The sequence below is a fragment of the Serratia sp. YC16 genome (genome assembly GCF_009707615.1).
In the GTDB taxonomy this organism is placed as follows: Bacteria; Pseudomonadota; Gammaproteobacteria; order Enterobacterales; family Enterobacteriaceae; genus Serratia; species Serratia surfactantfaciens.
The window spans coordinates 354,901-372,388 of sequence record NZ_WLYN01000001.1 but is presented as its reverse complement, the minus strand read 5'-3'; the positions used below and the strand labels follow the sequence as shown (position 1 = coordinate 372,388).

The following is a 17,488-nucleotide window of genomic DNA, read 5'->3' as shown; positions in this document are numbered from 1 at the left end:
GTTGTGCCTGAGGCGGGCCGCCGGACGCGTTACTTTTTCACCACCAGGCCCACGCCGCGGCCGCGCGGATCTGAGGCGGTTTCCGGCGTGCGGCCATCGATGCGGATGACCTGAATATCGCCCATGTTCCAGCCCTGATCTTCCAGGGTGTAGCCCATGGCTTTCAGTTCGTCTGCCGGTTTGCCGGTCAGCGGCGCGAAACTGTCGTAGTACAGGGTGTCCTTCGGCAGCAGCTGATGGTGCACGCGCTGGGCGGCTACCGCCTGTGCCAGCGGCAGGTGGTAATCGTAGAGGTTATTGATCACCTGGAAGATCGAAGTGAAGATGCGCGAACCGCCCGGGGTGCCGATCACCAGGCTGACGTCGCCGTCGCGCGTGATGATGGTCGGGCTCATTGAGGAGAGCATGCGTTTGCCCGGCTCGATGGCGTTGGCGTCGCTGCCCACCACGCCAAAGGCATTGGCGACGCCCGGTTTGGCGCTGAAGTCATCCATCTCGTCGTTGAGCAGGAAGCCGGCGCCTTTGACCACCACGCCGCTGCCGAAGTCCCAGTTGAGCGTATAGGTGTTGCTGACGGCGTTGCCGGCGGCATCGACGATCGAGAAATGGGTGGTTTGGTGGGTTTCCAGCCCCGGCCGCACCTGCTCGGTCGGCGAGATCGCCGTCGGGTTGATCTCGGCGGCGCGTTTTTGCAGGTAGTCGGGTGCGATCAGCTGCGCTTCCGGCACTTTAGTGAAATCCGGATCGCCGAGGTAGTCAGCGCGATCGGCGAACACGCGTTTTTCGATCTCCGCCAGCAGGTGGATATAGCGCGCCGAGTTCAGCGGCACGCCCTTGAAGTCAGCGGCGCGATCTTCTTTTATCCCCAGCAGTTGCGCCAGCGCAATGCCGCCGGAGCTGGGCAGCGGGGCGGTATACACGGTGTTGCCGCGCCAGCTGATGCGCATCGGTTCACGCCATTTCACTCGATAATCGGCCAGATCCGCCGCGCCGATCAGCCCGTTGTCGCGCTGCATTTGCGCCACCAGCAGGCGGGCAGTTTCGCCGCGATAAAAATCGTCGGCGCCCGATTTGGCGATGCGCTCGAGAGTGGCAGCCAGCTCCGGCTGTTTGAACACCGTGCCGGGTTTCATGGCGCCGAAATAGTCGCCGAAGTTGGTTTTACCGGCGAACAGCTTGTTGGCATCTTCACGGTACTGATACTGCTGATCCGCCACCTGAAAACCTTGCCTGGCGTAACCGATCGCCGGCGTCAGCAGCTCGGCCCAGGGCAGTTTGCCGAAGCGTTTATGGGCTTCCCACAACCCCAGCACGGTGCCCGGCACGCCGGCGGCGCGGCTGCCCACCAGGCTGAGATTTTCGATCACTTCTCCTTTCTCGTTCAGATACATGGTCTTGCTGGCGGCCTTGGGCGCCACTTCGCGGTAGTCGAGAAAATAGGGCTTGCCGTCGACGTACAGCGTCATAAAGCCGCCGCCGCCGATATTGCCGGCTTCAGGGTAGGTCACCGCGAGGGTAAAGGCGGTGGCGACCGCCGCATCGACCGCGTTGCCGCCGGCCTGCAGAATTTGCGCGGCGACTTTTGCGCCATACTGATCCGGAGCGGCGACCGCGCCGGCGGTCAGATCGGCGGCAAAGGCGGCGGGAAGGGAGCAAACAAGGGTCACGCTCAGAGCTATCGTTTTCAATAAACCGGCAGACATAGGCAATCCTTTTAGCGATGTTCAGTTATCAGGTGAATTCAGCTAATTATTTCTGAAACAGCAGGTTAGCGCGTATTCTTTAGACTGTTGCGGCGCTTTATTGAAGGTAGCAGCGGTCAGGCGGCGGCGCCTGACCGGAATAGCGAATCGTGACGTGGCGCGTTATGCGCCGGCAGGCAGGGCCGACAACAGCCACTGGCAGAACTGGCGGGCGAGCGGGTTGTGTTCGCTGTCGCGGTGCAGCAGCCACGCCCAGTTGGCGCCGCGCACCCGCTGTTGGGTTAACGGTTGCAGCAGCCCGGCGTCGCGCGCGTGCTGCGCCAGCAGCTGGCTGACCAATGCGATGCCCAATCCCTGGCAAGCGGCGTCCAGCAGCAGGCCGGGATCGGAGAAGTTCAGCCCGCTATCGCGCTGACCGACGTGCGCGCCGCCCGCCACCGTCCAGTGGCTCCAGTCCATCTCGCGTTCGCCGTGCAGGGTGACGCGCTGCTCCGCCGTCAGCGTCAATAGGCTGGGATGGCAGGCGGGATAAAGCCGGTCGGTGCAGAGAACCTTAAAGGAGCAGTCCGCCTGCGCGCTGAGATCGTCGCGGATCGCCAGATCGACGCTGTCCGTCGCCATATCCGGCGGTTCGAAGCTGGTGAACAGCCACAGATCGACCTGCGGATGCCGCTGATTGAACTCGCCCAGCCGCGGCGTCAGCCAGTGACGGGCAAAGGCCGGGGTAGTGTTGACGATCAGCTGATTGGGTTTGCGGTACTGATCCAGACGGCGAATGCCGACGGCCAGCTGTTGCAGCATCACCTGCGCGGTGCTGAACAGATCCTGGCCGGCGTCGGTCAGCGTTACGCTGCGGCCGGTGCGAAAGAACAGCGGCTGTTCCAAAAATGCCTCAAGGCTGCGGATTTGCTGGCTGATCGCCGACTGGGTAAGGTGCAGCTCTTCGGCGGCCTGATGAAAACTGCCCAGACGCGCCGCCGCTTCAAAACCGCGCAGGGCGTTCAGAGGGGGCCAGTGTTTTAACATTATCGATAAGCCTGTCTAATCAGATATCCACTAAATATATCGTTTGTTGCGGCAGCCTGGGAAGACTAGCATGAGATTCAATTGCCGGAGAGTGAGATTCTCGGTTAACTATTTGAATTTAAATTAATTAAAAGAGGTTGTTTATGTCATCGCGTCGCACCTTCATCAAGCAGCTTTCGGCAGTGGCCGGCGTCGGCTTGACGGCATCGTTGGGCTTTCCATTACGCGGTCACGCACAAGCTGCGCTTAATCCGGCCTGGCGGATGCCCGACGAAGGGGAACCTCAGCTGCGGGCGTTTCTCGCCTTCGGCGCCCAGAAGGCCATCTGGGGCGGATTCACGGCGGATGTACAGGCGGCGCAAGGGCGCATCGCCCGTGCCATCGCCGAGTTTCAGCCGCTGACGGTATTTTGCCGCGCGCACGAACGGCAACTGGCGGAGGCCACCTGCGGCAGCCAGAACGTCAGCTATGTCGTCACCGAGCTGGATGACATCTGGATGCGTGACATTGGCGCCAATTTTGTCGTTAACGACGCCGGTGCGCTGGGCGCGGTGGATTTCAACTTCAACGGTTGGGGCAATAAACAGCGGCATGCCAAGGATGCGCGTCTGGCGGCGTTCGCCGCCAAAAAATACGGCGTCGCTCAACCGCGCCGCAGCGCGCTGGTGGGCGAAGGCGGCGGTATTGAGGTGGATGGGCGCGGCACCGGCATCATGACCGAGAGCAGTTGGGTGAATGCAAACCGTAATCCAGGCTGGAACCGCGATCGGGTGGAGCAGGAGCTGAAGGCGATGCTCGGCCTGCGTAAAATTATCTGGTTGCCGGGGATCAAAGGCCGGGACATTACCGACGCCCACGTCGATTTTTACGCTCGTTTCGTGCGGCCGGGCGTGGTGGTGGCCAACCTGGATACCGATCCGGATTCTTATGATCATGCGGTCACCCAGGCGCATCTGGCGATCCTCAAGCAGGCGACCGACGCCGACGGCCGCAAGCTGCAGGTGCATACGCTTTCGCCGCCGCTGGCGCCGCGCGACAGTCGTTTCAGCCGCAACAATCCCGATTTTGCGGCGGGCTACATCAATTACTTCGTCATCAACGGCGCGGTGATCGCCCCTGAGTTTGGCGATCCGCAGGCGGATAAAGCGGCGTTTGAACTGCTGACGGCGCTCTATCCGCAGCGCAAAGTGGTGCAGCTGGAGATCGACGCCATCGCCGCCGGCGGGGGCGGCATTCACTGTGTGACCAGCCAGTTGCCGAAACACGACGCGTGATAGGGCGTTGATTGACACGGTCGCCGGGAGGGAGTGCCCCGGCGTCCCGTTCAACCTATCCAACATGCGGACATCCTGTGGTATTCTCTCGGCCTGACTCCATTCAATTCGGAACATTGCGATGAGTAATGACGCGGATAACAGCGGCTCACAGGTAATTGCCCGGGCCGCCACCCTGTTACGGGCGCTGGAAATTCAACCGAAGGGCATGACCATCTCTCAATTGTCCCGGGAAACGGGGCTGCCGCGCACCACCGTACACCGTTTGGTCACCTCGCTTGAATCGCAACAGCTGCTCATCACCGGCAGCGGCGGCGTTCAATTAGGGCCGGCGCTCGCCCGTCTGGCGGCCTCCGCGCATACGGATGTGATCACCCTGGCAAGACCGGCGATGGAAACGCTGGGCCGTCGCACCCGTGAAACCGTCGATTTGTGCGTCTACCGCGGCAGCCACGCGGTATCGGTGGGCCAGTTTGTTTCCGATCAGGAACTTCGCGTCGTATCAGCCGTTGGCACCGCCTTTCCGTGCCACTGCACGGCGCATGGCAAAGCCATTCTGGCCGAGCTGCCTGACGCAAAAATTGCGGATCTGCTCGGCGGCCAGCCGGATGTCAGAACGGATAACACCCTCAGAACCGTCTCATCCATACTGGAGGATATTCGGGAGACCAGGATCCGTCGTTACGCCATCGATCGCGAAGAGCACGCTCGCGGCGTCTGCGGCGTCGGCGTTTACCTCAATATCGGCGTCAACGAGCTTTACGCCATATCCATTGCGGTTCCAGCCATGCGTTTCGAGGAAAAGTTTGACCATCTGCTCGGTTCGCTGATGCAGTGCAAAGCGGAAATCGAAGCGATGCTGGCATAACAAGCCGGGGCGTTTGGCCTGGCAGGCGCTGAACGCCGTGGCCAGCACGCCTCGCTCCCGGCGCTGCGTTGGCGAGGGAAGGCGGCGGTCAGCTGTTGCCGAACCGGGCATAAATCTCAGGCAGAAAACGGCCGAGCGAAGAGAACTCCGTCATATCGTGGACGGCCATTTCATAGGCAAAGCCTTCCAGCGACGCTTTCGTCATCCCCGCTTTTGCGATGTATTCGCGCGAGCGTTTTCCGCCGTCAGGGAACTTGTCGAATCTATCCCAGGATTCATGCGTGCCGATCCAGTAACGGTTGACCATTTCCATCCCTTGCGGCGTGTCGCGTCCGAGATGAATCATCAGCACCAGCGGCGTTGATTGCGCATCATAAGGCGTGATGATGCCGCTGGCGTTAAAGGTAAAGCGATGCTTTTTGAGCAACTCGCTCTCGACGCCGAAGCTTTCCGGCGCATTGAAATGGATAACGCCGTCCAGATAGTTATCGCCAATGTACTCGGTAATGTGGTTCGGGTTGCCGTACAGCCGCTCAGCGTAGGACAGACGGGTATCCGCCAGACGCTTGGGATCGACAACCGAGTTGTGGATATGAGCATGAGGGAACCACAGATAGTAGCGTTCGCTCTCGATCGGGTGCCAGCAGAACCACCACTTGAACATCTCCGTGGTCACGCCCGGAAAAATATGGCGGCTTTGCGCATAGGCGCAGGGGCCACCCTCCTCAACGACGGCGTAACCCGATACCGGAAACTCGTCAAAACGTTCCAATAGGGTTTTCAGGCCCGCTTTCGTGGGTTGAAGAATGTGTTCTTTTGCCAACGGCCCCTGTTCCAGCGCGCGGATCATCTCTACGGGCGCATCCAGATTGCTGTCGAAGAACTCGGCGTAGGGCTTGCCCTGAATGCCTTTCTCATTGATTTTCAGACGTTTCTGCATCGGCACCTGATAATAGGAAATCAATGATTTATCGAGCGAAGCGCCCGCATCAGTAAACGCGCCTTTCCGCGCCGCCGCCGGTAGGGCGGATGATGGTGCCGCGATAGCGGAAGACAACAGGGATTGAGAAAGCAAGGCGCCGCCAGCCAACAGCGGAATGCGCTTGATGATATTACGACGTGAAATTTCTTTACTCATGAGCGTCTCACTTAGATTGTCGCCGACTTAGAAACGGCGGGATGGAGTGTGGTTGATATCGATTTTTGAATATCCGAATAATGGACTTTATATCCGAATAATGGTCATTATTGTGTTGCCGGATGTGGGCGATGTCAACGCTCATTGAATGGCAAAGCGCATGGATTGCCAAAAAGCGCCTGCCAATCATTGCAGCGATCTAACCGCAACCGCAGGGGTTCGCCGAACGTTGCCAGGGCGGGATTGACATTCGGTTTACAGTTTGCGCGTTGACATGTTGAACGGAAGCCTCAAGAATATCGTCCGTATATTGGATGAATCATCCATCTAATGGATATTACAGTGAGGCGCTTTATGCGTGAATTAAGAAAAATGGCGGCGTTTACGCTCTTGGCCGTGGCCTGTCTGACGATCATGGTCGGTTGCGTGATCGTTCCTGGTTTGACGGAAATCGCGAATCAGTTGGGCACGCCTTCAGCGGCCAGTTGGTTGGTCACCGTGCCGTCGTTGGGCGTGGTGATATTTGGCCCCTTCGCCGGGCGTTTTATTGACAAGGCGGGCGCTTACGCCGCGCTCAGCTGGGGACTGTTGTTGTATGGCCTGCTTGGGGCGGGGGGGCTGTTGCTTCGCGGCTTTTGGCCGGTGATGCTCGACCGCCTGCTGCTTGGCGGCGCAACGGCGATCGTGATGTCAGCCGGCACCGGTCTGATTTCTGCTTTTTACAGCGGGCAGGCGCGTTTGAAAATGATCGCTTCGCAAGGCATGTCGATCGAGCTGGGCGGCGTCATCTTTCTGTTTATCGGCGGGCTGTTGGCGACGCTCGGCTGGCGGTGGCCCTTCCTGTTGTATCTTGTCGCCTGGGTGTTGCTGGCGATGCAGTGGCTGTTTGTGCCCAAACGCCAGCCTGATGTGGGCGAATCAGACAGCGTTCAGCGCGGTGATGCCAGTTCCACCGGCGCCGGCAGCTTAACAACGGTCTATTTTTCCGCAGTGCTTTCCATGATCTGCTTCTTCACCGGGATCATTGTCATCCCGCAGCATTTCCACCACATGAATATCGGGGCGGCGCAAACGGGATACTTCCTGTCGTTTATCTCGCTTATCGCCGTTTTCGCCGCCGCGCTGATGCCCAGGCTGGTGGCTTTAATCAGAGAAAATGGCGCGCTTGGCGCGGCGTTTGTCTGCTATGCCGCAGCGCATCTGATCTTCGCCTCTGCGCACGGGACTGCGGCATTTGTTGCCGGCGGTATTCTGATGGGATGCGGGTTCGGCTTCTCGGTGCCGTTGGTTAATCATATGACCGTAGAACGAAGTCACCCCCGCACCCGGGGGCGAAATCTGGCCTATTTATCGATGGCGATATTCTCCGGCCAGTTCTTGTCATCCTTTATGGCGTTCATTCCCGGCAGCTCATCCGCCGTTTTCCTGGGGGCGGCAGGCATCAGCATCGCCACGGTTTTGGCGCTGACGCTGGCGCGCAGATTAGGGTAAATCAACCACGCTGCGCGTTTTTCAGCCCGAAAAGATTTTACGCTATCCTTACGCAACCCTTTCAGAAGCGAATTCCGGCATTCGATATATTGAGAATAATCATTCTCAATAGGATCGTATTGCCATGCAGAGGAAAATGCTTTTGGTGCTCGGGCTGTCGCTGCTGCTGGCCGCCTGCGACGGACAAAACGCCGGCGCACCGGCGGGAGCGGGCGGTGAGCAGGAGGTCGGCGTCGTCACGCTGCGCGGCCAGCCAGTGACCCTGAGCAGCGAGCTGACCGGCCGAGTCAACGCCACCATGACCTCCGACGTGCGGCCGCAGGTTGACGGCATCATCAAACAGCGGTTGTTCACCGAGGGGGCGGAGGTGAAGGCCGGGCAAGTGTTGTATCAAATTGACCCCGCCAGCTATCAGGCCAGCTACGATCAGGCCTCAGCCCAGCTGAAAAACGCCCAGGCGACGGTGCAATCCACCCGGCTCAAATCGCAGCGCTATGCGGCGCTGGTGAAAGAAAACGGCGTTTCCAAACAGGACGCGGACGACGCCAAAGCCGCGTATCTGCAGGCCGTGGCGTCGGTGGCGCAGTATCAGGCGGTGCTGGAAACGGCGCGCATCAATCTCGGCTATACCCAGGTGCGTGCGCCCATCACCGGGCGCATCGGCATTTCGTCGGTGACGCCGGGCGCGTTGGTGACCGCCGGCCAAAGCGATGCGTTGACCACCATCCGCGCGCTGGATCCGATCTATGTCGACCTTACCCAGTCCAGCGCCCAGTTGCTCAAACTGCGTCGCCAGCAGGCCGCTCTGCAGCGCGGGGCGGTGACGCCGGTCGCCATCAAACTGGAGGACGGCTCGCCTTATGCCCATGCCGGCAAACTGGAGCTGACCGAGGTGGCGGTGGATGAGGCCACCGGCTCGGTCACGCTGCGCGCCGTGTTCCCCAACCCCGAGCATGAGCTGCTGCCGGGCATGTATGTGCACGCCACGGTGGACAACGGCGTCGACCCCAAAGCCATTCTGGCGCCGCAGCAGGGTATCACCCGTAACGCCAAGGGCGAAGCCACCGCGTTGGTGGTGGACGAGCAAAACAAAGTGGCGCAGCGCACCGTTGTCGCCGAGCGGGTGGTGGGCAGCAACTGGCTGATTGGCAGCGGGCTGAACGAGGGCGATCGCCTGATCGTCGAAGGCACCAGCAAGGTGACGATCGGCGCGGCGGTGAAACCGGTCGCCGTCTCGGTCGACAAAGCCCAAAGCGGGGAGCAGTAATATGGCGCAGTTCTTTATCCGCCGCCCGGTGTTCGCCTGGGTGATCGCCATCATCATCATGCTGTGCGGCCTGATGTCGATCAATTCGTTGCCCATCTCGCAGTACCCGGACGTGTCACCGCCGCAGATCTCCATCTCCGCCACCTATCCGGGGGCGGACGCGGAAACGCTGGAAAACAGCGTCACCCAGGTGATAGAGCAGCAGCTCACCGGCCTGGACGGTCTGCTGTATTTTTCATCGACCAGCAGCTCCAGCGGCTCGGTCAGCATCAACGTCACCTTTGATCAGGGTACCGATCCGGATATCGCGCAGGTGCAGGTGCAAAACAAGGTGCAGCAGGCGGAGAGCCGCCTGCCGAGCGCGGTCACCGCCCAGGGCGTGACGGTCAAGAAATCCCAGAGCAGCTTCCTGCTGATCGTCGGGCTGTATGACGAGAGCGACAAGGCGACGATGGCCGACATTTCCGACTACCTGGTCAGCAACCTGCAGGATCCGCTGTCGCGCATCGAGGGCGTGGGGGACGTGCAGGTGTTCGGCTCGGAATATGCGATGCGCATCTGGCTGGATCCAACCAGGCTGGCGGCCTATGCGCTGATGCCGTCCGACGTGCAGACGGCGATCGAGGCGCAAAACACCCAGGTATCCGCCGGTAAAATCGGCGATCTGCCGGCCGCCGCCGATCAGCAGTTGACCGCCACGGTGAAGGCGCAGTCGCGGCTGCAAACGCCGGAACAGTTCCGCAATATCATCCTGAAAAGCGACAGCAGCGGCGCGCTGGTGCGCTTGGGCGACGTGGCGCGGGTTGAGCTCGGCAATGAAGACTATTCAGCCAGCGCGCACCTCAACGGTCACCCGGCGGCGGGGATCGCGGTCAAGCTGGCAGCGGGCGCCAACGCGCTCAATACCGCCAAACTGGTGAAGGCCAAAGTGGCGGAATACCAAAGCGCGATGCCGCACGGTTATAAGGTGGCCTACCCGAAAGACAGCACCGACTTCATCAACATCTCGATCGAGGAGGTGGTGAAAACGCTGTTCGAGGCGGTGGTCCTGGTGGTGGTGGTGATGTTCGTGTTCCTGCAAAACCTGCGCACCACGCTGATCCCAACCATCACCGTGCCGGTGGTGTTGCTGGGCACCTTCGGCGTGCTGGCGGCGTTCGGCTACTCGATCAATACCCTGACGCTGTTCGGCATGGTGTTGGCGATCGGGCTGTTGGTGGACGACGCCATCGTGGTGGTGGAAAACGTCGAACGCGTGATGCGCGAAGACAAGCTGCCGCCGCGCGAGGCGACGGAGAAATCGATGCGCGAGATCACCGGCGCGCTGGTCGGCATCGCGCTGGTGCTGTCGGCGGAGTTCCTGCCGATGGCGTTCTTCGGCGGTTCAACCGGAGTGATCTACCGTCAGTTCTCGATCACCGTCGTCTCCTCGATGGTGCTGTCGGTCGTGCTGGCGTTGACGCTGGCGCCGGCGCTGTGCGCCACGTTGCTAAAAGCGTCGCATGAAGAACAGACCGACAAAGGGCTGCTGGGTAAATTCAACCGCGGTTATAACCGGCTGCAGGAGAAGTACGCCGATAAGGTCGGCAGGGTGATCCACCGGCCGACGCGCTACCTGCTGCTGTACGGCCTGCTGCTGATCGCCGCCGCCGTGATGTACCTGCGCCTGCCGACCGGCTTTCTGCCCAATGAGGATCAGGGTTCGGTCATGGTGCAGTACACCTTGCCGGCCGGCGCGACCAACGCCCGCACCTCGGCGGTGAGCGAGGCGGTCACCGCCTATTTCCTCGAACAGGAAAAGGCCAACGTCAGCACCATTTTCACCATCAACGGCTTCGGTTTCAGCGGCAGCGGGCAAAACGCCGGCATAGCGTTCGTCAGCCTCAAAGACTGGAGCCAACGCGGCGGCAGCGAAAACACCGCCGACGCCATCGCCAAGCGCGCCATGGCGCATTTCGCCTCGCTGCGCGACGCCCAGGTGTTCTCCATGAGCCCGCCGGCGATCGACGGCTTCGGCCAGTCCGACGGCTTTACCTTCGAGCTGCAGGCCAAAGGGGCGACCACCCGCGCCGAACTGCAGGCGATGCGCGATCAGATCGTCGCCGCCGCCGCCGGCAATCCGTCGCTGTTGGCGGTGCGCGCCAACACCTTGCCGGACACGCCGCAGCTGCAGGTGGAGATCGACAGCGGCAAACTGCAGGCGCTCGGCCTGAGCGCCGGCGACGTCAACAGCACGCTCAGCAGCGCGTTCGGCAGCACCTACGTCAACGACTTTATCGATCGCAACCGGGTGAAAAAGGTCTATATGCAGGGCGACGTAGCGTATCGCGCCAAGCCGGAAGATCTCGACAAATGGTTTGTGCGCGGCACCAACGCGGCGGGCGACAGCAGCATGACGCCGTTCTCCGCTTTTGCTTCCTCACACTGGATCTACGGCCCGGAAAACCTGTCGCGCTATAACGGGCTGTCGTCGTTCGAGATCACCGGACAGGGCGCCGCCGGCGTCAGCTCCGGCACGGCGATGAGCGAGATGGAAAAACTGGCGGCGAAATTCTCCGCCGGCAGCAGCTATTCCTGGAGCGGGCTCTCCTATCAGGAGCGACTGACCAGCGGCCAGGCGTCGTCGCTGTACGCCATTTCGCTCATCGTGGTGTTCCTGTGCCTGGCGGCGCTGTATGAGAGCTGGTCGATTCCGTTTGCGGTGATGTTGGTGGTGCCGATGGGCATCGTCGGTTCGCTGCTGGCGATCACGCTGCGCGGGCTGGAAAACGATATCTACTTCCAGGTGGCGCTGCTCACCATCGTCGGTTTGTCGGCGAAAAACGCCATTTTGATCGTCGAGTTCGCCGAAGAGATGCACCAGCGCGGTGAAACGCTGATTGGCGCGGCGATCCACGCGGCGCGCATGCGTCTGCGGCCGATCCTGATGACCTCGCTGGCGTTTACCGCCGGGGTGCTGCCGCTGGCGGTATCCAGCGGTGCCGGGGCCAACAGCCGCATCGCCATCGGTACCGGCATTATCGGCGGCACCATTACCGCGACCCTATTGGCCATCTTTTTCGTCCCGCTGTTTTATGTGCTGGTGCGCCGCATGTTTAGCCGCCGCGCCGCCAGCCGGCCGCCACAGGCAGGAGAATAACGTGTTGCAACGAGTCATGATGTTAACTTTACCGCTGCTGTTGGCAGGCTGTATTTCGCTGGATCCTGATTATCAGCGGCCGACGGCGCCGATAGCGGCCACGCTGCCGCAGGGCGAGGCCGCCGGCAAGCAGGCGCTGAGCTATCCGGACGTCGCCTGGCGCGACTATGTGCAGGACGCCAGGCTGCGGCAGGTGGTGGCGATGGGGCTGAACAGCAGCCGCGATCTGCGCGAGGCGATCGCCAATATCGCGTCGGCGCGTGCGCTGTACGGCGAGCAGCGGGCGGCGCTGTTGCCGACGATCAACGCCACCGCCGACGGCAGCCGCGGGCGTTCGCTGACCGGCAACGGCAATGCCACGGCCATCAGCCAGAGTTACGAAGCGCAGGCCGGCGTCAGCGCCTTTGAACTGGATCTGTTCGGCAAAAACGCCAGCCTGTCGCGGGCGGCGTTCGAAACCTATCTGGCTAACTCCGAAGCGGCGAAAAGCACCCGCCTGACGCTGATCGCCGATATCGTCACCGACTGGGTGGCGGTGGCGGCCGAGCGCAGCAATCTGGCGGTGGCGCAGCAGACGATGGAAAGCGCCAAACGATCGCTGGAGGTGACGCGCAAGAACCAACAACACGGCATCTCGTCGCTGGTCGACGTGGCGTCGGCGGAGACCGTCTATCAACAGGCGCGCGCCGACGCCGCCAGTTACGCCACCAGCGCCGCACAGGCGAAAAACGCCCTGGATCTGGCGGTGGGGCAAAGCGTGCCGGAAAACCTGCTGCCGGGCGGCATCGACGCGCTGGGCGGGATCATGCGCGATCTGCCGTCCGGCATCTCTTCGCAGGTATTGCTGCAGCGGCCGGACGTACTGCAGGCCGAGCACAACCTGAAGTCCGCCAACGCCAATATCGGTTCGGCCCGCGCGGCGTTCTTCCCCTCGATCAGCCTGACCGCCAGCGGCGGCGTGGGCAGCGGTGAGCTCTCGTCGCTGTTCAGCCACGGGGCGGGCGTCTGGTCGTTTGCGCCGAGCATCAGCCTGCCGATCTTCAGCGGCGGCTACAACACTTCGCAGCTGAACTACAGCAAAGCGCAGAGAGATCTGTATGTCGCCACCTATGAGAAGGCGGTGCAGACGGCGTTTCAGGAAACCGTCGATGCGTTGGCGCGCAAGGCAACGCTGCAGGAACAGCTGGCGGCGCAAAACGGCTATGTCACGGCGGCGCAGCAATATTATCGTCTCGCCGAACTGCGCTACCGTCAGGGCGTGGACAGCTATCTGACCTTGCTGGACGCGCAGCGCACGCTGTATACCGCGCAGCAGTCGCTGATCGCCGCACAGCAGACTGCGTACGACAATCAGGCCACCCTGTATAAAGTGCTGGGCGGCGGCATCGCCGCCGAACGGCAGGGGGACGGCGTCATCGCCGACAAGACCACGCTCAGCCGCTAGCCCTCGGCGTGCGTTTTACTGCCGGAAAACGTAAAGAAACAGAAAACCCGCCCGGCGTCCCGAACTCGCCGCGGCGGGCAGAGTCAGACAGAAGAACGCATTTACCCCTATTAACACCGGCTCGAGGTCGTCATGACAGAAGACATTCAGCAACAGGTCATCACGCTAATCGCCGCATTCAACGCGCCAGGGCGGCTGAAGAAGGGCGTGACAATCACCCCGGAAACCGAGATCAACACCGCGCTCCACCTGTCGTTCAGCGATTCCAACACGCTGATGCGCCGCTACTTCGACACCTTCGGCGTCGACAGCAGCAACTATAACCACGAGCTTTATTTCCAGCCGCCGAGCAATACCGGGCGCTGGTTCTCGCCCTCCGCCTGCAAAGAACACACCCGGCCGCTGTGCGTGTCTATGCTGGTGCGCTCCGCGCGCGCCAAACGCTGGCTGTACGATATCCATTTCCTTATCGAGCAGCTCCGCTAGCGCTGCGTCACTGTTGCAGCAGCTCGGCAAACTTCGCCAACCACTGCGGATGCGCCGGCCAGGCCGGGGCGGTGACCAGGTTGCCGTCGACGTGCGCCTGATCGATACCGATCTCGGCATAATGGCCGCCGCCAAGCCGCACCTCCGGCGCGCAGGCCGGATAGGCGCTGCAGGTGCGGCCTTTCAACACGCCGGCCGCCGCCAGCAGCTGCGGGCCATGGCAAACGGCGGCGATCGGTTTTTTCGCGGCGTCAAACGCCTGCACCAACGCGATCACCTCGGGATTCAAACGCAGGTACTCCGGCGCCCGGCCGCCGGGGATCAGCAGTGCGTCGTAGCGTTCTTCTTTAGCGGCGGCAAAGTCGGCATTGAGGGTAAAGCGATGGCCGGGTTTTTCGCTGTAGGTTTGCGCGCCGTCGAAGTCGTGGATCGCCGTCTGGATGTAGTCACCGACGGCTTTGCCGGGACACACGGCATCCACCTGATGGCCGATCATCTGCAGCGCCTGAAACGGCACCATGGTTTCATAATCTTCGGCGTAGTCGCCGACCAGCATCAGGATCTTTTTCTTGCTCATGATCACAACTCCTGCAGGATGGGGATTGCCTAAGGTATAGCCCAGCGCCCCTGGGAATGCGAACCGCGAAACGCCTATCTATACTCGTGATACTGCGGCATTTTTAACCGCCGCCATTACCCCAGGGAGGAACCCCGATGCTGAATTTGGCAACCTTGCTTGAAGAGAGTGCGCGCACCTGGCCGGAACGGCCGGCGGTGATTCAGGACGATATCCCGCTCAGCTATCGGGCGCTGAACGAGATGGCTAACCGCGTGGCGAATCTGCTGGTCGCGCGCGGCGTGCAGCCCGGTGAACGGGTGGCGTTGGCCTGCAGTAACCGCCCGGAGTTTGCGGCGATCTATTACGGCATTCTCAAAAGCGGCGCGGTAGTGGTGCCGCTCAATATTTTGCTCAAAAGCGCCGAATTCGATTATTACCTGGCGGATTCCGCCGCCGTGGCGCTGTTTTGCTTTGAGGGCCACAGCGGACTGCCGCTGGGGGAAGAGGCGCTGCATGCCGCGGCGCAGGCGAAGGCCTGCCGCGAGGTGTTTATCATCGGCGATCGACTGCCGCTCGAGGGGGAACGTTTCAGTGCGGCGATCGCCCCGCAGGCCAGCGAGTTCGCTTCGGCGGCGACGGCGGAAAACGACACGGCGGTGGTGCTGTACACCAGCGGCACCACCGGTCGCGCCAAAGGGGCGGAGCTGACCCACGCCAACCTGGTGTTCAATGCGCTGGGATCGGTGCGGCTGTTTGACGGTTCGGAAACGCGCCCCGATCGCCATCTGGTCACGTTGCCGCTGTTTCATACCTTCGGTTCGTCGGTGCAGATGAACGCCGGTTTCGCCTCCGCGGCCACGCTGGTGCTGGTCGAGCGTTTCGACGCCGCGCAGACCATCGCGCTGATGCAGCGGCACGGGATTACGTTCTTCGCCGGCGTGCCGACCATGTACTGGGCGCTGCTGAATGCGCTCGACGAGCATACGGATATCGAACGCCTGCGCAGCACGCTGCGCATGGCGGTGTCCGGCGGCGCCAGTCTGCCGGTGCAAATTCTGGAGGATTTTTCGCGCCGTTTCGGCATCGATATTCACGAAGGCTACGGGCTATCGGAAACCAGCCCGGTCGCCACCTTCAACCATCCGCATCGGGTGACCAAGCCCGGTTCCATCGGCCAGCCGATCTGGGGCGTGGAGGTGCGTTTGCTGGACGCCGTCGGGCGGCCGATCGACGGTGTCGACCAGGTGGGGGAGATTGCCGTGCGTGGCCATAACATCATGAAGGGGTATCTGAATCGGCCGGAGGCGACGGCGGAAGTGCTGGAGAACGGCTGGTTCCGCACCGGCGATCTGGCGCGCCGCGACGCCGACGGCTTCTATTTTATCGTCGATCGGGCCAAGGACATGATCATTCGCGGCGGCTTCAACGTCTATCCGCGCGAGATTGAAGAGGCGTTGATTCGCCATCCGGCGGTGTCGTTGGTGGCGGTGATCGGCGTAGAGCATCCGTCGCTGGGCGAAGAGATCAAAGCGGTGGTGGTGCTGAAGGAGAGCGAGGAGCCGGTCGAGGAGGAGACGCTGATCGCCTGGAGCAAGGAGAGGCTGGCGGCGTACAAATATCCGCGCATCATTGAATTCGTCGAACGTTTGCCGATGACCAGCACCGGTAAGGTATTGAAGCGCTGTTTGCGTTGAGGAAAATCCGGCCTGCCGAAGCAGGCCGGGAAACGGGCATCAACCAGGGTAGATGCCGCGCTCTTTACGTGCGGTCAGGATGCGCTCACAAGCCACGATGTAAGCGGCGGTGCGCAGGCTGCACTCTTTCTCTTCAGCCTTGTTCCAGACATGAACCATCGCGTCGGTCATGATCTTGTCCATGCGCTCGTTGATTTCGGACTCGCTCCAGAAGTAGCTCGCCATGTCCTGCACCCACTCGAAGTAACTGACCGTTACGCCGCCGGCGTTACAGATAACGTCAGGCACCACGGTGATGTTACGGGAGCGCAGAATGTCGTCCGCATCCGGGAAGGTCGGGCCGTTAGCACCTTCCAGCACCAGCTTGGCGCTGAGGATTTCGGCGCGCTGGCGGGTGATTTGGCCTTCCAACGCGGCCGGGATCAGGATGTCCATGTCAACCGACCAGAACGCTTCGCTTTCGATCTCGCTGGCGCCAGGGAAACCGGCGATCTGCTTGTGCTTGGCCTGATATTCGGTCAGCGCGGTCAGGTCGATGCCGTTGGCGTTGAACAGGGTGGCGGAGTGGTCCTGGATGGTGACGACGCGAGCGCCGACGCCGACGAACAGACGCGCCGCTTCGCTGCCCACGTTACCGAAGCCTTGTACCGCCACTTTGGCGCCTTCGATCTGCACGCCCAGACGCTTGGCCACTTCGCTGCCGGTGACGAACACGCCGCGGCCGGTCGCTTTCTCACGGCCCAGAGAGCCGCCGAGGTGGATTGGCTTGCCGGTGACCACGCCGGTGATGGTGGTGCCGTGGTTCATGGAGTAGGTGTCCATCATCCAGGCCATCACTTTGGCGTTGGTGCCGACGTCCGGCGCAGGAATGTCTTTCTGTGGCCCAATGATGAAGCCGATTTCGCTGGTGTAGCGGCGGGTCAGTCGCTCCAGTTCACCTTCAGACAGTTTGAACGGGTCGACGCGGATGCCGCCCTTGGCGCCGCCGTACGGCAGGTTGACTGCGGCACACTTGATGGTCATCCAGGCGGACAGGGCCATCACTTCGTTCAGATCGACGTCAGGGTGGAAGCGGATACCGCCTTTACCCGGCCCACGCGACAGGTTGTGCTGTACGCGGAAGCCTTCGAAGTGGCGGATGGTGCCATCGTCCATCTGCAGCGGGATATCGACAATCAAAGCGCGCTTAGGGTGACGCAGCGTATCAACCCAGCGTGACAGCTCGCCGAGGTAAGGGGCGACGCGATCGATTTGTTGCAGATATGTAGCCCAAGCGGTGGTGCTGCTGTCTGAAGCGTAGGATAGCTTTTCCATAACCAACCTTTATATATTAGAGGTATTTATTTCGTTTAACCGTGGATTAGCAAGCGCATAACACTTTGCGACGCTTAATTTACCA

Annotated in this window: 13 protein-coding genes; 8 read left to right on the top strand and 5 right to left on the bottom strand. The window is 61.4% G+C overall.

What is annotated here, in order from left to right:
- Nucleotides 1-29: 29 nt before the first annotated feature.
- Both ggt and GKN89_RS01745 read right to left on the bottom strand, forming a co-directional pair.
- The gene (gene ggt, locus GKN89_RS01750) at nucleotides 30-1,703 is read right to left on the bottom strand and encodes a gamma-glutamyltransferase (RefSeq protein WP_063919493.1); all 1,674 of its coding nucleotides are present in this window, start codon (nucleotides 1,701-1,703) and stop codon (nucleotides 30-32) included.
- A 162-nt stretch (nucleotides 1,704-1,865) separates the two neighbouring features.
- The gene (locus tag GKN89_RS01745; RefSeq protein WP_019455396.1) at nucleotides 1,866-2,729 is read right to left on the bottom strand and encodes a LysR substrate-binding domain-containing protein; all 864 of its coding nucleotides are present in this window, start codon (nucleotides 2,727-2,729) and stop codon (nucleotides 1,866-1,868) included.
- 143 nt (nucleotides 2,730-2,872) lie between these two features.
- On the opposite strand from GKN89_RS01745, the gene GKN89_RS01740 reads away from it, so the two are divergent.
- Together GKN89_RS01740 and GKN89_RS01735 are read left to right on the top strand one after the other, a co-directional pair.
- Nucleotides 2,873-4,003, top strand: coding sequence for an agmatine/peptidylarginine deiminase (locus tag GKN89_RS01740; protein WP_154746225.1), 1,131 nt, complete (start codon nucleotides 2,873-2,875; stop codon nucleotides 4,001-4,003).
- Between the two features lie 121 nt (nucleotides 4,004-4,124).
- Nucleotides 4,125-4,871: an IclR family transcriptional regulator gene (locus GKN89_RS01735; RefSeq protein WP_019455394.1), complete on the top strand. Its 747-nt coding sequence runs from the start codon at nucleotides 4,125-4,127 to the stop codon at nucleotides 4,869-4,871.
- 88 nt (nucleotides 4,872-4,959) lie between these two features.
- Here the strand turns inward: GKN89_RS01735 and GKN89_RS01730 are convergent, their stop codons facing one another.
- A complete protein-coding gene (locus GKN89_RS01730) occupies nucleotides 4,960-6,009 on the bottom strand; it encodes a DAPG hydrolase family protein (protein ID WP_019455393.1) in 1,050 nt (349 codons plus the stop codon).
- Nucleotides 6,010-6,363: 354 nt separating this feature from the next.
- Here GKN89_RS01730 and GKN89_RS01725 point away from each other — a divergent pair, with 354 nt between their 5' ends.
- The 5 genes from GKN89_RS01725 (at nucleotide 6,364) to GKN89_RS01705 (ending at nucleotide 13,836) form a co-directional block, all read left to right on the top strand.
- Nucleotides 6,364-7,500 (top strand): MFS transporter, encoded by a 1,137-nt coding sequence (locus GKN89_RS01725; RefSeq protein WP_230328906.1) that lies wholly within the window; start codon nucleotides 6,364-6,366, stop codon nucleotides 7,498-7,500.
- Nucleotides 7,501-7,624: 124 nt separating this feature from the next.
- Nucleotides 7,625-8,767, top strand: a complete 1,143-nt coding sequence (locus GKN89_RS01720) for an efflux RND transporter periplasmic adaptor subunit (RefSeq protein WP_154746224.1) — start codon at nucleotides 7,625-7,627, stop codon at nucleotides 8,765-8,767.
- Nucleotide 8,768: 1 nt separating this feature from the next.
- A complete protein-coding gene (locus GKN89_RS01715; protein WP_154746223.1) occupies nucleotides 8,769-11,906 on the top strand; it encodes an efflux RND transporter permease subunit in 3,138 nt (1,045 codons plus the stop codon).
- Nucleotide 11,907: 1 nt separating this feature from the next.
- The gene (locus GKN89_RS01710; RefSeq protein WP_370520140.1) at nucleotides 11,908-13,350 is read left to right on the top strand and encodes an efflux transporter outer membrane subunit; all 1,443 of its coding nucleotides are present in this window, start codon (nucleotides 11,908-11,910) and stop codon (nucleotides 13,348-13,350) included.
- A gap of 132 nt (nucleotides 13,351-13,482) precedes the next feature.
- Entirely contained in the window at nucleotides 13,483-13,836 is a 354-nt protein-coding gene (locus tag GKN89_RS01705; protein ID WP_019455388.1) for a DUF1493 family protein, read from the top strand.
- Nucleotides 13,837-13,843: 7 nt separating this feature from the next.
- On the opposite strand, the gene GKN89_RS01700 is transcribed toward GKN89_RS01705, so the two are convergent.
- Nucleotides 13,844-14,413, bottom strand: a complete 570-nt coding sequence (locus GKN89_RS01700) for a DJ-1/PfpI family protein (protein WP_063919486.1) — start codon at nucleotides 14,411-14,413, stop codon at nucleotides 13,844-13,846.
- Between the two features lie 137 nt (nucleotides 14,414-14,550).
- Between GKN89_RS01700 and GKN89_RS01695 the strand changes: the two genes are divergently transcribed.
- Entirely contained in the window at nucleotides 14,551-16,089 is a 1,539-nt protein-coding gene (locus tag GKN89_RS01695; protein ID WP_154746221.1) for a long-chain fatty acid--CoA ligase, read from the top strand.
- Between the two features lie 39 nt (nucleotides 16,090-16,128).
- On the opposite strand, the gene GKN89_RS01690 is transcribed toward GKN89_RS01695, so the two are convergent.
- Nucleotides 16,129-17,403 (bottom strand): Glu/Leu/Phe/Val dehydrogenase, encoded by a 1,275-nt coding sequence (locus GKN89_RS01690; RefSeq protein WP_019455385.1) that lies wholly within the window; start codon nucleotides 17,401-17,403, stop codon nucleotides 16,129-16,131.
- Between the last annotated feature and the right edge of the window lie 85 nt (nucleotides 17,404-17,488).